Origin of the sequence: Pseudoalteromonas atlantica (assembly GCA_007988745.1) — a bacterium.
Taxonomy (GTDB): Bacteria; Pseudomonadota; Gammaproteobacteria; order Enterobacterales; family Alteromonadaceae; genus Pseudoalteromonas; species Pseudoalteromonas atlantica.
On record BJUT01000004.1, the window covers coordinates 1 to 16,756 of the forward strand.

Genomic DNA, 16,756 nt, shown 5'->3' on the forward strand with positions numbered 1-16,756 from the left:
AACGCCCAATTGGGAGGCGAGACACGGATGAAATCGTCTTTGGTGATCATATAAAAATTAAAAAAGTCGTGAATTAAGGTTGGTGAAATGACTTTCCATAACGACTCTGAGTTATTAAATAAACGCTTATAAAAAGGAGAATAATGCTGCTGAGGAAGAAATGCGGCTGAAAGGCCGTCGCTCGATGCACTGCGTATAGTGCCGTCGCTATTAAATTGTAACTGGGTTTTGTTAGATAAATTGATTGCTGAACTATCACTAAATAGCTGCTCTGACACAACATTATTAGCCTGTTTGGCAACGGCTGATTTTGTTTTGATTAGTGCGTCAAATTGCCTGATAAGTAATTCGGTGGAGCTTTTAAGTACTTCATGCTCTTCGAAAACTAATTGTTTCTCTTCAGATTTAAGCATCAGCGCGGCAGCGCACACACCGGCAATTAAACAAATTGCAGATATAAGCAACGACAGCTTTACACTTAAAGAATTTAGTCCAAAACGCGATGGAGGGCGTCTATACACCACAGGCCAACCTTACTATTTTAGTTGTTGTTATTTTTAGCTAATACCTGAAATATACCAGATCCCTATTCATATTTATAAACTATTTGTAAATTTTATCTAAATGTTAGCTAGGAGCTGATAATTATTCATTATGTCTATTTAAACTGGCTTGCTTGTTGACTTTGCTAGTAACACCTCATACATTAACAGCATGAAAATTATCTTATCTTGCACTTTTTTTTCTTTTTTTAGCTTCTTTATATAAAAGAGGCTGAACTGTTTGTGAGATAAAATCAATCGAATAGCAAAGCCTCCCACTTGGGAGGCTTTTTTGTTTTAGTTGCACTAAGCAACTTATTTTTGGAATGAGGAAACCAAAATGACCAACGATGTTTTAAACGCGCTCAGACACGACATTAACGAAATAGACTCCGATCTATTGGTGTTATTAGCTAAGCGCCGCCGTATTAGCCACGGTGTTGTTGAGTATAAAATTGCGAAGAACAAACCGATTCGTGATGAAGCGCGCGAACTAGCCTTACTCGAAAAGCTGATTGGTTATGGCAAGTCGCTTGGTCTAGATGCGTATTATGTAAATAACGTTTTTCAAACCATTTTGGAAGACTCTGTGCTGCATCAACAGGCCATGCTGCAAAAAAACTTAAACCCCGATGCATTAAGCGAAACACATCGCGTTACTTACTTAGGCGGGCAAGGCTCGTACAGTCAGCTAGCATGTCATAAATACTTTAGCCGCCGCCCTGGCAAGTTAGTCGAAATTGGCTGTACCTCGTTTGATGAAATTACGGGCAAAGTAGAAAATGGCCAAGCAGATTTTGGTTTGCTGCCTATAGAAAACACCAGCTCGGGCAGTATTAACGAAGTATTTGATTTATTACAACATGCTCAAGTATCAATTGTAGGTGAAGTTACACACAGTGTAGAGCACTGCTTACTTGCCACCCCAGATACTGAATTAAGCCAATTAACTAAAATTTATGCCCATCCTCAGCCATTTGCTCAATGTAGTCGCTTTTTACAAGGCCTCGGTGATTTACAACATGAAACCTGTGATTCAACCTCAAGTGCTCTACAGTCAGCTTTAAATACGCCAAATAGTGCGGCTATTGGCTCAGCGCAGGCAGGTAAAAACGTTGGCCTTGAAGTGATTAAATCAAACCTTGCGAATCAAAGTGAAAACCACAGCCGCTTTATCGTGGTGGCGCGCAAACCTCTGCAGGTATCTAAACAAATACCGACTAAAACCAGCCTTATTATGGCCACTAAACAACAAGCAGGTTCATTGGCTGATGCGTTAATGGTGTTTAAACAACATCAAATAAACTTAGTTAAACTAGAGTCTCGTCCTGTACCGGGTAACCCGTGGGAAGAAGTGTTTTATGTGGACTTAGAAGCAAACCTTGCCGATAGCCAAGTACAACATGCCTTAGAGGAGCTAAAAGAGCATACTCAATATGTGCGCGTTTTAGGCTGCTATCAAAGTGAGTCTTTACAAGCTGTGAGTGTTAATACCTAACCTAACACGCAAATACTAAAAAGGGCCTAAGTAGGCCCTTTTTTAATCGCTGATTTAAAATGCTTTCAACGTATAGCTTAAGTAACTACACATTTTTAACCCTTTTAATCTAATACCTTGGCGTCATTTGCTTTATTTAGCAGGCTACGGCTTTGCGTTAAAAAGTGCGCGGTCGAGTCTGAAAAATACGCTTTAGCATCAGCAAATGCATCGATGAGTGCGCCTTTATCTCCCGCTTTTAGCTTTTCAAGAGTTTGTGCAAAGGTCTCTTGGTATTGCGCTAATAAACTCTCAACATTATCAAACTGGGCCAACATTATATCTGAGTATAGCTCAGGAGATTGTGCAAATAAGCGCCCTACCATCATCAACTCTAACTGATAAATAGGAGACGAACAGCTCCTTAGTTCCTCAAGCGTATGGCTTTGCTTTGCTAAAAACTGCCCATAAACAAAGGTCGTTAAGTGGCGCATTACTTGTATAATTTGCATGGCTTCATCATGCTTTTTAGCATCTAGCTCAACAAGTTGGCAACCCCATACTTGCAACTGCTGTAGTAAGCCTTTTGCAGCATCATGCGCTCGGCCTTCACACACAACAACAGTTTGTTTAACCCAGTGAGAAATATCAGGGCCAAACATAGGGTGCAGGCCAACAACGGGCCCAGAATGCGCCGCCTTTAATGCCTTAATGGGTGATTGCTTAACTGAGGTAATATCAACAAGCAAACAGTCATCATCAAGTTTAGGTAGCTTAGCAACCACGGCCTCAAGTGCATTGATAGGCACACTGATCATCACTAATTTTGCGCCAGCTAAAATGGCTTTAGCATCGTTTTGCTGATCTTTATCTAAAATCTTAACTTCATAACCTGAACGAATAAACTGCTGAGCAAATAACTGGCCCATTGCCCCTTGCCCACCTACAATTACAATAGGTGATAAATCAGGAGCTGCACAGGCAAGTTTAGCTTGTTGGTTTTGATAGGCTTCGCGCATCATGCGCCTTAATATGTCTTCAACAAGTTCAGGGCTGACTCCTTGTTTAATCGCTTCATCACGACGAGCAGCTAGCAAAGTAGCTTCTCTTTCAGGGGCATGCAGGGGGGCGCCATTTTGCTGCTTAATAGCACCAATTTTTTGGGTTATTGCATTTCGCTTTGCAAGTAAAGCAACTAATTGCGCATCGCACTCATCTATGCCATCTCGTAATTGTGATAAATCACTTAATTCAGCCACGTTTCTCATTCCACCTATAAACAACTCATTTCGTAAATATATATTTACATTTAAGTAAACTAATCAATACGTTAAATACTAACAGGATCAAGTATGGGTTAAAAGGTTAATGTAACAACGCGAGTGAAGATTACTTAATACAGAGGGGTGCTTTTGTGAAGAGGTAGTATGTTATTTAATGGCTTAAAAACCAAAACGGGTTGCAACCGTGAGGCTGCAACCCGTTTTCTTTGCGTTGATAAACAGCGCGTATTAGTTAAGTTTTTCTCTAATACGTGCAGATTTACCAGAACGCTCACGTAGGTAGTAAAGCTTAGCACGACGAACCGCACCACGACGCTTAACTGTTACGCTATCAATAAGAGGGCTGTGCGTTTGGAATACACGCTCAACACCTTCACCGCTCGAAATTTTACGAACTGTGAATGCTGAGTGAAGACCACGATTACGCTTAGCGATTACAACACCTTCAAAGGCCTGTAGACGCTCTTTGTTACCTTCTTTTACACGTACCTGTACAACTACTGTATCACCAGCGCCGAATGCTGGTACGTCTGTTTTAAGCTGCTCTTCTTCAAGCGCTTTAATAATATTTTGGTTTACTTTTGCCATTATGTTTCTCACTTTCCTAGGTGTAACTGTCTTCTAGCCACAAGCTTTTTGGTACTCTTGCTGAAATTGTGCGAGTAATACCGCTTGCTCCTCAGTCAGAGCTAGGTTATGCAACAAGTCAGGACGTCGTAGCCAAGTTCTGCCTAATGACTGCTTAAGCCGCCATTTTGCTATCTCTTGGTGGTTTCCACTGAGTAGTACAGCAGGCACCTGTTTGTCGTCCAATGTTTCTGGCCGTGTATAGTGAGGACAATCTAGCAAGCCATCCGAAAATGAGTCTTGCTCTGCTGACTGGTTATGACCTAACACGCCTGGCACTAATCGCGCTACTGCATCAATTAATGTCATGGCAGGTAATTCACCACCACTCAAAATAAAATCACCAATTGACCATTCTTCGTCAACGTATGACTCTATTATTCTCTCGTCTATACCTTCATAGCGACCGGCAATCAAAATCAGCTTTTCAGAGTTTGCGAGTTCGCTAGCCCCTTGCTGATCTAATTTGCGCCCTTGCGGGGACATATAAATTACTTTTGCGCCATCACCTGCCGCTTTTTTAGCGTCAAGAATAGCTTGTTTTAATGGTTCAACCATCATTAACATACCTGGGCCGCCCCCGTAAGGACGGTCATCTACGGTTCTGTGCTTATCTAAAGCATAGTCACGTGGATTCCAGCAGTTAAAGTCAATTAAGCCATTTTTCACTGCGCGACCAGTGACACCTTGGTGTGTAATAGCATCAAACATGTCTGGGAAAAGGCTTATCACCCCTACCCATAATGAACTAGTTTGAGTCATTAAAACCCAGGATCCCAGTCTACGGTAATTTCTCTCGCTTCGTATTTAACTTCTTTAATTACTGAATCAGTTAAAAAAGGAATCAAACGCTCAGCTTGACCAAATGCATCTTTACTGTTTGCCTTAACAACCAGTACATCATTCGATCCTGTCTCCATCAGGTCATCAACAGTGCCTAAATTGTAACCTTTATCAGTTACAACCGACATGCCAATGAGATCTCGCCAATAAAACTCGCCTTGCGGGAGTTCTGGTAATTGCGCTGAATCAACAGATATTTCTGCATGGGTATAAGCCATTGCTTCGTCTCTGTCGTTTACTTGCGCAATTTTAGCGATAAAGCCTTTGTTGTGGCGACGCCAGTCGACCACTTCTAAGGTCTGCCATTTACCTTGTTGCCCTATCAACCACGGGCTGAAATCGAAGATCCCTTGGGGATCATCAGTAAATGAATGTACCTTAAGCCAGCCCTTTATACCATATGGGGCACCGAGCTTTCCTACGACAATAATTGATGAGGTGTTCTCTTGACTCATGGTTACACTTACGCCTATTAAGCCGCTTTACGAGCGTCTTTAACTAACTTAGCTACACGATCAGAAAGACCTGCGCCCTGACCTACCCAGTGATCAACACGAGGTAAATCTAAACGAAGTTTTTCTTCTTGACCTGAAGCAATTGGGTTAAAGAAACCAATTTTCTCGATGAAGCGACCGTCACGCGAGAAACGGCTATCCGCAACCACAATTTGATAGAAAGGGCGTTTTTTAGCGCCACCACGTTGCAAACGAATAGTTACCATACCGTCCTCTAAATAGATTGACTGTTTTCATTAATAAGATTTACTCCCCAGTATGGGGAGCTGGGGAATTGTACGAGTTTTTAGCAACAATGCAAGTAAGAAGTGAAGCAAAAAGCCACTTTAGTAGGTTAAACTGTGATCTGAGCCACAATTAATAGATTATCATGCACCACGCGCATAATTTATTCAACAAAAAAGGGCCAATTAGCCCTTTTGTTATACATTATATAGCGCCATATAGCGCCTATTTAAGCGCTACATTAAAATTTAGGGCCACCGCCGCCCATCATTCCAGGTGGTAACATGCCTTTCATGCCGCGCATCATTTTTTGCATGCCGCCTTTACCTTTCATTTTTTTCATCATTTTTTGCATTTGCGTAAACTGTTTTAGCAGTTTATTTATCTCTTGTACCTGTGTACCAGAGCCTGCGGCTATACGCTTTTTACGAGAGCCTTTAATAATCTCAGGGCGCGCACGCTCTTGTTTGGTCATAGAGCTGATGATTGCTTCCATTTGAATGAAGGTTTTGTCGCCCATTTGGCCTTTTACAGCATCGGGTAAGTTTTGCATACCAGGCAGCTTATCTAGCATCGACATCATGCCACCCATATTTTTCATTTGCTTTAATTGCTCTGCAAAATCATCAAGGGTAAAGCCGTTGCCTTTAAATACTTTTTCGGCGACCTTAGCTGCTTTTTCCTTATCGACTTTCATTTCGACTTCTTCGATTAATGAAAGTACATCCCCCATGCCTAAAATGCGCGATGCGATACGATCTGGATGGAACGGCTCTAGTGCATCCGTACGTTCACCCACACCCATAAATTTAATTGGCTTGCCGGTAATATGGCGAATAGATAAAGCAGCACCACCGCGTGCATCACCATCTGTTTTAGTTAAAATAACACCGGTTAGAGGTAGCGCTTCATCAAATGCTTTAGCGGTATTCGCCGCATCTTGACCCGTCATTGCATCAACCACAAATAATGTTTCGATTGGGTTGATTGCTTTATGAAGATCTTTAATTTCGCCCATCATTTCGTTATCTACGTGCAAACGGCCGGCGGTATCAACTAAAACAACGTCTATAAATTTCTTTTTAGCATGAGAAATAGCAGCGGTGGCGATATCTACTGGCTTTTGCGAAATATCACTAGGGAAAAAATCCACGTCAACTTCGCTGGCAAGTGTTTCAAGCTGTTTAATAGCCGCCGGACGGTATACATCGGCACTAACAACTAGCACTGACTTTTTCTTACGCTCTTTTAAAAACTTAGCAAGCTTACCAACACTGGTGGTTTTACCCGCACCTTGTAAACCAGCCATCATAACAACAGCTGGCGGCTGTGCATTTAGGCTAAGCTCTTCGTTGGCTTCACCCATCGCTTTTTCAAGCTCTTCGCGCACTATTTTTATAAATACTTGGCCAGGGCTTAAGCTTTTAGTTACTTCAACACCTACGGCACGTTCTTTAACTTGCTTTACAAACTCGCGAACAACAGGCAACGCAACGTCAGCTTCTAAAAACGCCATACGTACTTCACGTAGCGTGTCTTTAATGTTGTCTTCTGTTAAACGGCCGCGGCCACTAATATTTTTTAAGGTTTTACCTAATCGTTCTTGGAGGTTCTCAAACATGTAACGGTTCCGATAAGACGTTTATATTGACCCAATAAGCTCACGCTTATTTGCATTTTACTTATTAGATGGGAGCAATAGTATTAAATTTCAATTAAAAACAGTATACCGTAAATGATGGCGCACAATACAGTATTGAAGCACAGCTTATTGAGTTTCTTTTTTTAGGTCTATGCAATTGCTTTGCTATAAAATACAATGTGCTTATAACAACAAGAATTATTTGACTCTAATTATAAGTGGCCCAAGCACAATGCTGATTATTAGTTTAACTATTATTGCCAGTTTATTTTATGTGTTAGCAACGTCTCACGTGTTAACACGCCTGTTTCATCAACAAGGCCCCAGCCAAAAGGTAACGGTTATTTTAAGTACCGTGGCTATACTAGCGCACATGCTGCTGTTGGTTAATTCGGTGTTTCGCTCCGACGGGCAAGATTTAAGCATTGTTAATGTTGCACTGCTGACCTGCTGGGTTATTGTGGTGTCGGTTACTGCGGTGTCGTTAAAGTTCCCTGCTACATTGCTGTTACCGGTTGTCTATGGCTTTGCAGCCCTACTCACCATTGCGAGTTTGTTTATACCGCACCATATTTTATTACAAAGCTTTAATATTGAAATAGGCCTTATCACACATATATCGCTATCACTGTTAGCATATTGCGTGTTAATTATTGCCACTTTATACGGCGTGCAGTTTTACTTTATTGATAAACGCTTAAAACGTAAAGATTTAGCAATTGTGCATAGTCATTTGCCACCATTAATGGTGGTAGAACGTCAGCTCTATCAACTATTAAACTTAGGTACGGTGTTACTTACCTTTGCCTTATTAACAGGGTTTGTGTTTTTAGATGGGATGTTTGCAAAAGAATTTATCCATAAAACCATTTTATCGCTTGTCGCATGGGTTATTTTTGTCACTGTTGCGCTTGGGCACATGAAAAAAGGCTGGCGTGGTAAACCTGTGGTTATTACCATCATGGTCGCTGCATTTATCCTCACACTTGCTTATTTTGGCAGCCGTTTTATACAAGAAGTGGTGTTAAATAAGTTTTAACTTGACTCTGTCAGCTCACTCTAGCTTAATACGCATTGGTTTATAAAAAAAGGATCCATCGTTGGACGACATATCGACAAGTACCTTGTTTATCATTTTAGGTTTATTGGTGCTTTTTTCTGCTTATTTCTCGGGTTCAGAAACCGGGATCATGTCAATTAATCGTATACGCTTGCGCCACCTTGCAAAAGAGGAACATCGCGCAGCTAAACGAGTCAGTAAATTACTTAGCCGTCCTGATAGACTCATTGGCCTAATATTAATTGGTAACAACCTTGTAAATATCGCTGCCGCCCAGGTAGCCACTATCATTGGTATTCGTTTATACGGTGATTTAGGTATTGGTATTGCAACCGGTGTGTTAACGCTAGTGGTACTAATATTTGCAGAAGTAACCCCAAAAACGCTTGCTGCGTTGTACCCTGAAAAAGTAGCCTTTCCAAGCTCTATTATTCTCAAAGGGTTACTCAAAATACTATTCCCGTTTGTGGTTGTTGTTAACTGGATGACCAACGGTATTTTACGTCTATTTGGTATCAGCTCAGCACAAATAGATGAGCACAGCATGAGTAAAGAAGAACTTAAAACAGTGGTGAATGAGTCAGGCGCATTACTGCCAGCTCGTCACCAAAGCATGCTGACCTCTATTTTAGATTTAGAGCAAGTGACCGTTGAAGATATTATGATCCCTCGTAACGAAATAGTGGCGATTGATATTAACGACGATTGGAAGCTCATTAGCCGCCAATTAACTCATGCTCAGCACACCCGTGTATTACTTTATCGCGACAATATTGATGACGCGGTAGGTTTTATCCATTCGCGTGACGCTCTTCGTCTTTTAACCAAAGAGCAATTTGATAAACCGTCATTATTGCGTGCTGTACGTGAGATTTACTTTATTCCTGAGGGGACATCCCTAAATACCCAGCTATTAAAGTTCCAACAATCAAAAGAGCGCATTGGTATAGTGGTTGATGAATATGGCGACATACAAGGTCTCGTAACCCTTGAGGATATTCTTGAAGAAGTGGTTGGCGATTTCACTACCACGCAAACACGTACGCCAAGTGAAGAAGTGACCACACAAAGCGATGGCTCTTACCTTGTTGATGGCGGCGCTAACGTGCGCGACTTAAACAAAGAGATGGGCTGGGAGTTTCCTCTTGATGGCCCTAAAGCACTCAGCGGTTTAATTGTGGAATACCTAGAAGATATCCCAGATGCTAATTTAAGCCTTAAAATAGCCGGCTACCCTGTTGAGGTGTTAGAAGTAAAAGAGAATATGATAAAACAGGTAAAAATTAAGCCAAATCAACGTAAGTTGTAAGTTTAAATAATGCATTAAAAAAAGGAGCCTTGGCTCCTTTTTTTGCTTTTAAGATATGTAGTTAGCCAAAAAGCAGTCGCTCAAACCAGCCTTTATCAAGCTCCTCTTCACAACGTTTAAGCTGCGCACCATAACGACTTGCGCGGTGTTTTACTTTATTAGCAACACTCATTAGCCACTTTTTCTTTTTATAGGTACCGCGTTTATAACCGCCCCACCCTTCGTGATAATTTAAGTATTGGGCGTAAGCATCCCATTTAGAGATACCATTTACTTTATGTGTTTTATAAACAAACCATGCCATAAAGTCGATTGCATCGTCAAAATCATCTCTATCAGCCCCACTGTTACCCGTTTCACGAATATAGTCAGACCAAGTTGGAGTTTTTGCTTGTGAGTACCCGTAAGCATCACTGGCACGCCCAGTTGGAATTATCCATAAAAAATACTCCATGGGTGGTGCGGCATCATGACGAAACGAACTTTCTTGGTACATCATGCTCATAAGAACATGTTTAGGTGAGCCCCATTTTTCTTGTGCATCTTTTGCATCAAAGTACCAGTCTGACTTTTCTTCAAAAATTTTACAAAGATCATTAGGTTGCTTTGGCGGCGCAGTGGCACACCCAGCTAAAGAGAGGGCAAAAGATAAAATAATTGCATTTTTTTTCATTTTTATAAGATCTCACTGAACTTTTTAAAAAAGCGTGGGTCTGAGTATATGAATGCAGCAGTATAGCATTGTTTCATCCCTGAAGAATATTTACGCAGCCACCTTGGGCTGCGTTTTTTTTGCTTAAAAAAACTTAAGCAGATGCTTTGGCATTAAAATATTCATCTAAAAAGTCAGTAAAGCTTAGCGTGTCGGCGCGCTCTATTTCTTCTCGCGCTTTATCTGAGAGAACAACTTGTTGCTCTAGCCATTCTTTAGAAAACACATTGTAGTTGGCTTGTGCATGGCTTTGCTTATATTTATTAGCCAATTGAATAGCAAATAAACCGTTATCTATACCCGCACTTTCTAGCTCGCGCACATAACGCCCTGAAAAAGTCAGCGCAGGGTTATCAACCCAAGTAGCCATTTGTGCGATGGTTTCGCTGTAATAGGTCACCCCATACGCCTTATCCATATGCTCAGCGACTTCACTTAGTTGGTCAAAAATTTCTCTCCCCCAACTTTGTAACGTACGCTGTTGGTTGTTGTCGTTAAGCATAACACCTAACTGACGCCCCTGATTAACCACTGTGTCTAAATTCTCAGTGCTGCGGGCTTGCTCTTTCCACTGCATTTCTGGAGAGTCTTTCAACAAACAATACGTTAAAAACACATCTAAAAAATGAATTTGCTCTATATCAATGCCCGTTTCACTAAACGGGTTTACATCCAGCGCTCTAATTTCAACATACTCAATGCCTGCTCTTAATAATGCATCCGTTGGTTTTTCACCACTTTTAGCATTACGTTTAGGGCGGATCGGCGAATAAAATTCGTTTTCGATTTGCAGAATATTTTTATTAAGCTGCTTAGGTGTTGCTGTGGTGTAGTCGTCAATATCGCCGTATAAGTCAGAAGGCGTGTTGATTGCTTTTTTAAGCCCAGCAACGTACTCATCAAGCGAGTTATACATTACGCGTAATGAAGATTGCGCACTGTTGGTGTAACCTAAATCACCCAAGCGTAGCGCGGTTCCTACTTCTAAATAAAGTGTACCTTTACCTAGTTTTTTAAACGGTAGGTCAGTTTTTCGACCTTGTAAAAAAGAATTACATAATGCAGGTGAGGCACCAAACAAGTAACTAATTAACCAAAGCTCGCGTTTGAAATTACGAATAAGCGCTAAATAACCATCCGAAATAAATGCTTCTAGGCTTTGCTCACTTTGCTTTAAGGTGTGTAAGGATTGCCAAAGTGTTTCTGGAAAAGAAATATTAAAATGAACACCCGCAATCGCTTGCATCATACTACCGTAACGGTTTTTTAATCCTTCACGGTATAGGGTTTTCATACGCGCAGTATTTGAGTTACCAAATTGAGCCAGTACGATGTCATCTTGATCTTCAATAAAGCATGGCATACTGATGGGCCATAAAAGCTCATCACCCATGTGCTCAAGTGTAAACTTTTGCAGGTCTTTTAATTGCGCTAAGGTTTCTGTCGCTGATTCACTAACAGGGGTAATAAATTCAAGTAATGACTCTGAAAAGTCGGTAGTAATATGTCCGTTTGTTAATGCACTACCTACGCCTTTAGGATGTCCTAAAGTGGAAATGGCGCCATTACCTTTAATACGCAACGACTCTCGCTCAATACCACGTTTGATCCCTTTAATTGCGTGCTGATGCGGTGTTGCTGATAACGCGTTTAGCGCGCTAGATAAATCATGTATAGTCAAAAAATGCTTCCTCGGCCACGTGGCTTAATCTTAGGGTTATGGGGGCTAATTGCCCATACTCAAGATTAAATTGTTAAGAACAATATAATTTTTCAAAATTTTTAGCTATTTACCCTGTTGAGCATGCGCTTGATACAATAAGCATCAACCAGCAAGCTAATCTTGCCACTGCTCACGCTAATATACAATCGCTTTGCTAGGGCGTGTTGGCCTTTGTGAATTGAAATTTGTCCAAACTAAGGGCAATTCAATTGCGGCGCGATATTTGTAACCGAATGGGCTCGATAACTGCCCTGCGTTATTCTAATGACTTACCTCCATGTAAGAATAAGTAAAAACCGAACAAAGCTTTCGCGTCCTGCTCATACCCCTTGCCTAAAAACCAAACATACTGCTGTAAATTCAGCCACCAAAAATCAACATGCCCCAAAACATAAAGACCTTGAATTAATAGATTACACTTCATAAGCTTTAACATTTTAAACGCAGTATTTGATATAGATCATAAAAAGTCGCAATTTTGATGACAATTTTATTTAGCGCAGCGCCTTTACTTCACCTCTTTTTGTTTACCCAATACAATGACAAGTTAATTAAAAAGGATGGTTAAAACTAACATGCGTCATAATCAAAGCTTAATAAATGAAGAGGTTCACTTTAGTGATACTCAGCAATTGGTATCCACGACCGATTTACGAGGAGTCATTACGTATGCAAATAAGGCATTTTGCGATGTAGCAGGCTTTAGTGCCCAAGAACTCGTTGGTAAAAATCATAATATTGTGCGCCACCCAGATATGCCCAAAGCAGCATTTAAAGAAATGTGGAGTACGCTAAAAAGCGGCCACTCATGGCGCGCCATAGTAAAAAATCGATGTAAAGATGGGCGCTATTACTGGGTTGATGCATTTGTAACCCCTATCTTTGAAGGTGATCAGTTAGTTGGCTATCAATCTGTACGTACAAAACCAGATAAAAAACATGTTTTAACAGCCCATAAACTATACGAAAAATTAAATAGCGGTAAAGCCGCTTTTAATTTTAACGAACGCACACACTTGCGCCAAATGCTTACGTTAGCCATTGTATTTAGCTGGCTAATAATGAGTGGGTTTGCCTTTTCAACCATAGCAGCGGTTATCAACGCATTAATTTGCGTGCTTATTTTGGCCTTAAATTATCAAGAGCTTGTGGCAACCCCTGCTAAATTAAACACCTATAAACAGCATTCTGACTCTATCTCGCGCTATGTTTTTTGCGATAACTCACCGCTAAGTGTGAGTGACTATAAAGAGCAAATGTTACTTGCTAAGCTCAGAACTGTATTGGGGCGCGTAAAAGATGCTACCTATGCCTTTAATAACATTGCTGAAAACCTAGATGATAAATCGACGCTCACCGAAAAAGGCATTGAGGCGCAAAGCACACAGCTTACACAAATCGCCACTGCTATGGCGCAAATGACCGCCACTATTGGTGAGATTTCGAATAGTACAACAACTACCGCCGACAAAGTTAATTCTACTCAGCACAGCTGCGCGGATATAAAACAACATATTGCTGATAACAAAAAAATGGTATCTGAGCTGGCAACTCACGTAGATCATGCAGCCAATACGGCTAATAACCTCGCGCAGGAAGCAGATAAAATAGGCCAAGTAATGAATGAGATAGAAGGTATTGCTGAGCAAACCAATTTACTAGCGCTTAATGCAGCAATAGAAGCCGCAAGAGCAGCCGAGCATGGCCGTGGTTTTGCCGTAGTTGCTGATGAAGTACGTGCTCTTTCTTCTCGTACACAAAGTGCTACGGGGCAAATTCACAGCTCGATTAAAGATATACAAGATACATTGGTTAATTGGTCAAAGGTAATGCAAAGTACAAAACTACAAGCTGAGGGCTGCGTACAAACAACCGAGCAAACACACCAAGAGCTCGATAGTATATTCAATCAAATTAGTGAAATAGCATTGCTAACAAACAGCATATCGACGGCTGCAGAGGAGCAGCAGATGGTGAGTCATGATATTGCTAATAATGTAGATAATATAAACGAAAACTTAGCTTTAAGTTTTGACGTTGCTAAAGATGCCGCAGAATTAGTTGCCGGCTCTCAAAAAGTAAACAACCTACTTTATACATTTAAAGTATAAAGCAAGACAATAAGCCGCCTGCTTGGCGGCTTATTGTGCGTCTGTATTAGCGTTTTGAAAAAATCAGGCCTTGCTGGTTTGCATCTATCACGACAATATCGCCAGGGTTATACTCTCCCCCTAATAGCTGCTGAGCCAGTGGGTTTTCAATTGTTTGCTGAATAGCTCGTTTTAATGGCCGAGCACCGTAAACAGGGTCGAACCCGCTAGAGGCAATTTTTTCAAGCGCCGCATCACTGATCTCTAATAAGTAGCCCATTTCTGTTAAACGCTCACGCAATTTAACAAGCTGAATATCGGCAATTTCTTTAATATGCTCATTGGCAAGTGGATGAAATACGACGGTTTCATCAATACGGTTTATAAATTCTGGCCTAAATTCGTTAACGAGCACATTCATAACTTTGCTCTTAAGCGTTGCGTAGTCGTTTGTACCCGCTTGCTCTTGAATAATATCTGAGCCTAAATTTGAGGTCATAATAATAACCGTATTTTTAAAATCAACCGTACGCCCTTGCCCATCAGTAAGGCGGCCATCATCGAGTACTTGCAATAAAATATTAAATACATCGGGGTGCGCTTTTTCTATTTCATCAAGCAAAATTACAGAATAAGGCTTACGGCGAACGGCTTCGGTTAAATAACCGCCTTCTTCGTAACCAACATAACCGGGAGGCGCGCCCACTAAACGTGCTACCGCGTGTTTTTCCATAAACTCTGACATGTCGATACGCACCATGGCATCTTCTGTATCAAACATAAAACCTGCAAGCGCTTTAGTAAGCTCTGTTTTACCCACCCCAGTTGGTCCTAAAAATAAAAATGACCCTATTGGTCGATTAGGATCGGCAAGCCCCGCACGAGAGCGTCGTATCGCATTCGCGACCGCAACAACTGCTTCGTCCTGCCCTATCACTTTACTGTGAAGTTGCTCTTCCATTTTTAACAGTTTTTCTCGCTCACCTTGCAGCATTCGCGATACTGGGATCCCAGTCCAACGAGAAAGTATTTCTGCAATTTCGTCTTCGCCTACTTGGTTTTTTAGTAAGCTCATTTCTTGCATTTCAGCTTGCGAGGCTAAATCAAGTTTTCGCTCAAGCTCTGGAATTCTTCCGTATTGCAGCTCCGACATACGCTGTAAATCGCTCGCTCGGCGGGCAACCTCTAAATCAAGGCGCGCTTGTTCAAGCTCAGCTTTAATTACTTGCGTGCCTTGTAACGAGGCTTTTTCTGCATTCCATACTTCATCAAGCTCTCGGTATTGCGCTTCTAAGTCGGTGATGAGCTGCTGCATTTCGCTGCGCCGCTTTTGGCTTGCATCGTCTTTTTCTTTAGCTAAAGCGTTATCTTCAAGTTTTAATTGAATAATACGGCGCTCAAGCTTATCTAAAGACTCAGGCTTAGAATCTATTTGCAAACGAATTGACGAGCCAGCCTCGTCAATTAAATCAATGGCTTTATCTGGTAATTGTCGGTCACTAATATAACGGTGCGATAAATGCGCAGCGGCGACAATTGCCGGGTCGGTAATATCCACAGAGTGATGCAACTCGTAGCGCTCTTTTAAGCCGCGTAAAATAGCAATGGTGTCTTCAACTGAGGGCTCTTCAACCAATACTTTTTGAAAACGACGCTCAAGTGCGGCATCTTTTTCTATGTATTGGCGGTATTCATCAAGCGTAGTGGCGCCCACACAGTGTAGCTCCCCTCTAGCAAGCGCTGGCTTTAACATATTGCCAGCATCCATAGCGCCATCGGTTTTACCTGCGCCCACCATGGTGTGAATTTCATCAATAAATAAAATCACTTGGCCTTCTTCTTTAGCCAGCTCGTTGAGCACCGATTTTAAACGCTCTTCAAATTCACCACGGTATTTAGCACCCGCCACCAGCGCGCCTAAATCTAGCGATAAAACACGCTTGCTTTTTAGGCCCTCTGGCACTTCGCCATTTATAATGCGCTGCGCTAACCCCTCTGCAATGGCCGTTTTACCTACCCCTGGCTCACCAATAAGCACGGGGTTATTTTTAGTACGGCGCTGCAAAACTTGAATCGTGCGACGGATTTCGTCATCTCGCCCAATAACGGGGTCGAGCTTACCTTGCTCTGCGCGCTCGGTTAAATCAATGGTGTATTTTTCAAGTGCTTGTCGGGTTTCTTCGGCGTTAGGGTCATCGACCTTTTGGCCACCGCGAATTGCTTTTATGGCACTTTCTATTTTAGTTGCAGTGATATTAAGCGCTCTAAAAATATCACCTAAAGGGCCTTTGTCGTCACAGGCAGCTAATACAAATAATTCGCTCGAAATATACTTATCTTTACGCTTTTGCGCGTACTTATCACATAAGTTAATAAGCGAAGCCATATTATTAGAAAGCTGTACGTCGCCCCCTACTCCTTCGACTTTAAACAGCTTTTCTATTTCTTGAGAAAGCTTGGTGTTGAGCTCATCTGCACTCACGCCTGCTTGTGCAAGCAAGGCGCGCACGCTAGAGCCATTTTGCTGTAAAAGCGCATACATTAAATGTACGGGTTCAATAAATTGATGATCGCGCCCTAATGCTAGCGACTGAGCATCTGAAAGCGCAGATTGAAATTTACTTGTGAATCTATCTAAACGCATGAGGGTTTACCTATTTAATAAACTAATTGCTTAATAAATGGGTATGTTAATAGAATTGTTCAAG

13 protein-coding genes and 1 pseudogene are annotated in these 16,756 nt (G+C 41.5%); 4 read left to right on the top strand and 10 right to left on the bottom strand.

What is annotated here, in order from left to right:
• Positions 1 to 524, bottom strand: a pseudogene (locus PAT01_RS03445) (diguanylate phosphodiesterase); the annotation flags it as partial.
• Between the two features lie 358 nt (positions 525 to 882).
• Here PAT01_RS03445 and PAT01_RS03450 point away from each other — a divergent pair.
• A complete protein-coding gene (locus tag PAT01_RS03450; protein ID WP_154944755.1) occupies positions 883 to 2,040 on the top strand; it encodes a chorismate mutase in 1,158 nt (385 codons plus the stop codon).
• 104 nt (positions 2,041 to 2,144) lie between these two features.
• Here PAT01_RS03450 and tyrA read toward each other — a convergent pair whose 3' ends face one another.
• From tyrA to ffh, 6 genes are all read right to left on the bottom strand, one after another.
• Positions 2,145 to 3,278 (bottom strand): bifunctional chorismate mutase/prephenate dehydrogenase, encoded by a 1,134-nt coding sequence (gene tyrA, locus PAT01_RS03455; protein WP_024031860.1) that lies wholly within the window; start codon positions 3,276 to 3,278, stop codon positions 2,145 to 2,147.
• A 252-nt stretch (positions 3,279 to 3,530) separates the two neighbouring features.
• Positions 3,531 to 3,890: a 50S ribosomal protein L19 gene (rplS, locus tag PAT01_RS03460; RefSeq protein WP_004587324.1), complete on the bottom strand. Its 360-nt coding sequence runs from the start codon at positions 3,888 to 3,890 to the stop codon at positions 3,531 to 3,533.
• 33 nt (positions 3,891 to 3,923) lie between these two features.
• Positions 3,924 to 4,691, bottom strand: a complete 768-nt coding sequence (trmD, locus tag PAT01_RS03465) for a tRNA (guanosine(37)-N1)-methyltransferase TrmD (protein ID WP_004587325.1) — start codon at positions 4,689 to 4,691, stop codon at positions 3,924 to 3,926.
• Positions 4,691 to 5,227: a ribosome maturation factor RimM gene (rimM, locus tag PAT01_RS03470; RefSeq protein WP_004587326.1), complete on the bottom strand. Its 537-nt coding sequence runs from the start codon at positions 5,225 to 5,227 to the stop codon at positions 4,691 to 4,693. The genes trmD and rimM overlap by 1 nt, the downstream gene beginning before the upstream one ends.
• Positions 5,228 to 5,244: 17 nt before the next feature.
• Positions 5,245 to 5,493 (bottom strand): 30S ribosomal protein S16, encoded by a 249-nt coding sequence (gene rpsP / locus PAT01_RS03475; protein ID WP_004587327.1) that lies wholly within the window; start codon positions 5,491 to 5,493, stop codon positions 5,245 to 5,247.
• A 260-nt stretch (positions 5,494 to 5,753) separates the two neighbouring features.
• The gene (ffh, locus tag PAT01_RS03480) at positions 5,754 to 7,133 is read right to left on the bottom strand and encodes a signal recognition particle protein (RefSeq protein WP_024031859.1); all 1,380 of its coding nucleotides are present in this window, start codon (positions 7,131 to 7,133) and stop codon (positions 5,754 to 5,756) included.
• 253 nt (positions 7,134 to 7,386) lie between these two features.
• Between ffh and PAT01_RS03485 the strand changes: the two genes are divergently transcribed.
• On the top strand, positions 7,387 to 8,193 hold the full coding sequence (locus PAT01_RS03485; protein ID WP_024031858.1) for a cytochrome C assembly family protein: 807 nt from the start codon (positions 7,387 to 7,389) through the stop codon (positions 8,191 to 8,193).
• Positions 8,194 to 8,254: 61 nt separating this feature from the next.
• Positions 8,255 to 9,523: an HlyC/CorC family transporter gene (locus PAT01_RS03490; RefSeq protein WP_154944757.1), complete on the top strand. Its 1,269-nt coding sequence runs from the start codon at positions 8,255 to 8,257 to the stop codon at positions 9,521 to 9,523.
• Between the two features lie 61 nt (positions 9,524 to 9,584).
• On the opposite strand, the gene PAT01_RS03495 is transcribed toward PAT01_RS03490, so the two are convergent.
• Both PAT01_RS03495 and gshA read right to left on the bottom strand, forming a co-directional pair.
• Entirely contained in the window at positions 9,585 to 10,196 is a 612-nt protein-coding gene (locus tag PAT01_RS03495) for a transglycosylase SLT domain-containing protein (RefSeq protein ID WP_024031857.1), read from the bottom strand.
• Positions 10,197 to 10,329: 133 nt separating this feature from the next.
• Positions 10,330 to 11,916 (bottom strand): glutamate--cysteine ligase, encoded by a 1,587-nt coding sequence (gshA, locus tag PAT01_RS03500; protein WP_126006354.1) that lies wholly within the window; start codon positions 11,914 to 11,916, stop codon positions 10,330 to 10,332.
• A gap of 617 nt (positions 11,917 to 12,533) precedes the next feature.
• On the opposite strand from gshA, the gene PAT01_RS03505 reads away from it, so the two are divergent.
• Positions 12,534 to 14,069 (top strand): methyl-accepting chemotaxis protein, encoded by a 1,536-nt coding sequence (locus PAT01_RS03505; protein WP_154944759.1) that lies wholly within the window; start codon positions 12,534 to 12,536, stop codon positions 14,067 to 14,069.
• A 46-nt stretch (positions 14,070 to 14,115) separates the two neighbouring features.
• Here PAT01_RS03505 and clpB read toward each other — a convergent pair whose 3' ends face one another.
• Positions 14,116 to 16,692, bottom strand: coding sequence for an ATP-dependent chaperone ClpB (gene clpB / locus PAT01_RS03510; RefSeq protein WP_138577492.1), 2,577 nt, complete (start codon positions 16,690 to 16,692; stop codon positions 14,116 to 14,118).
• Positions 16,693 to 16,756: the final 64 nt, after the last annotated feature.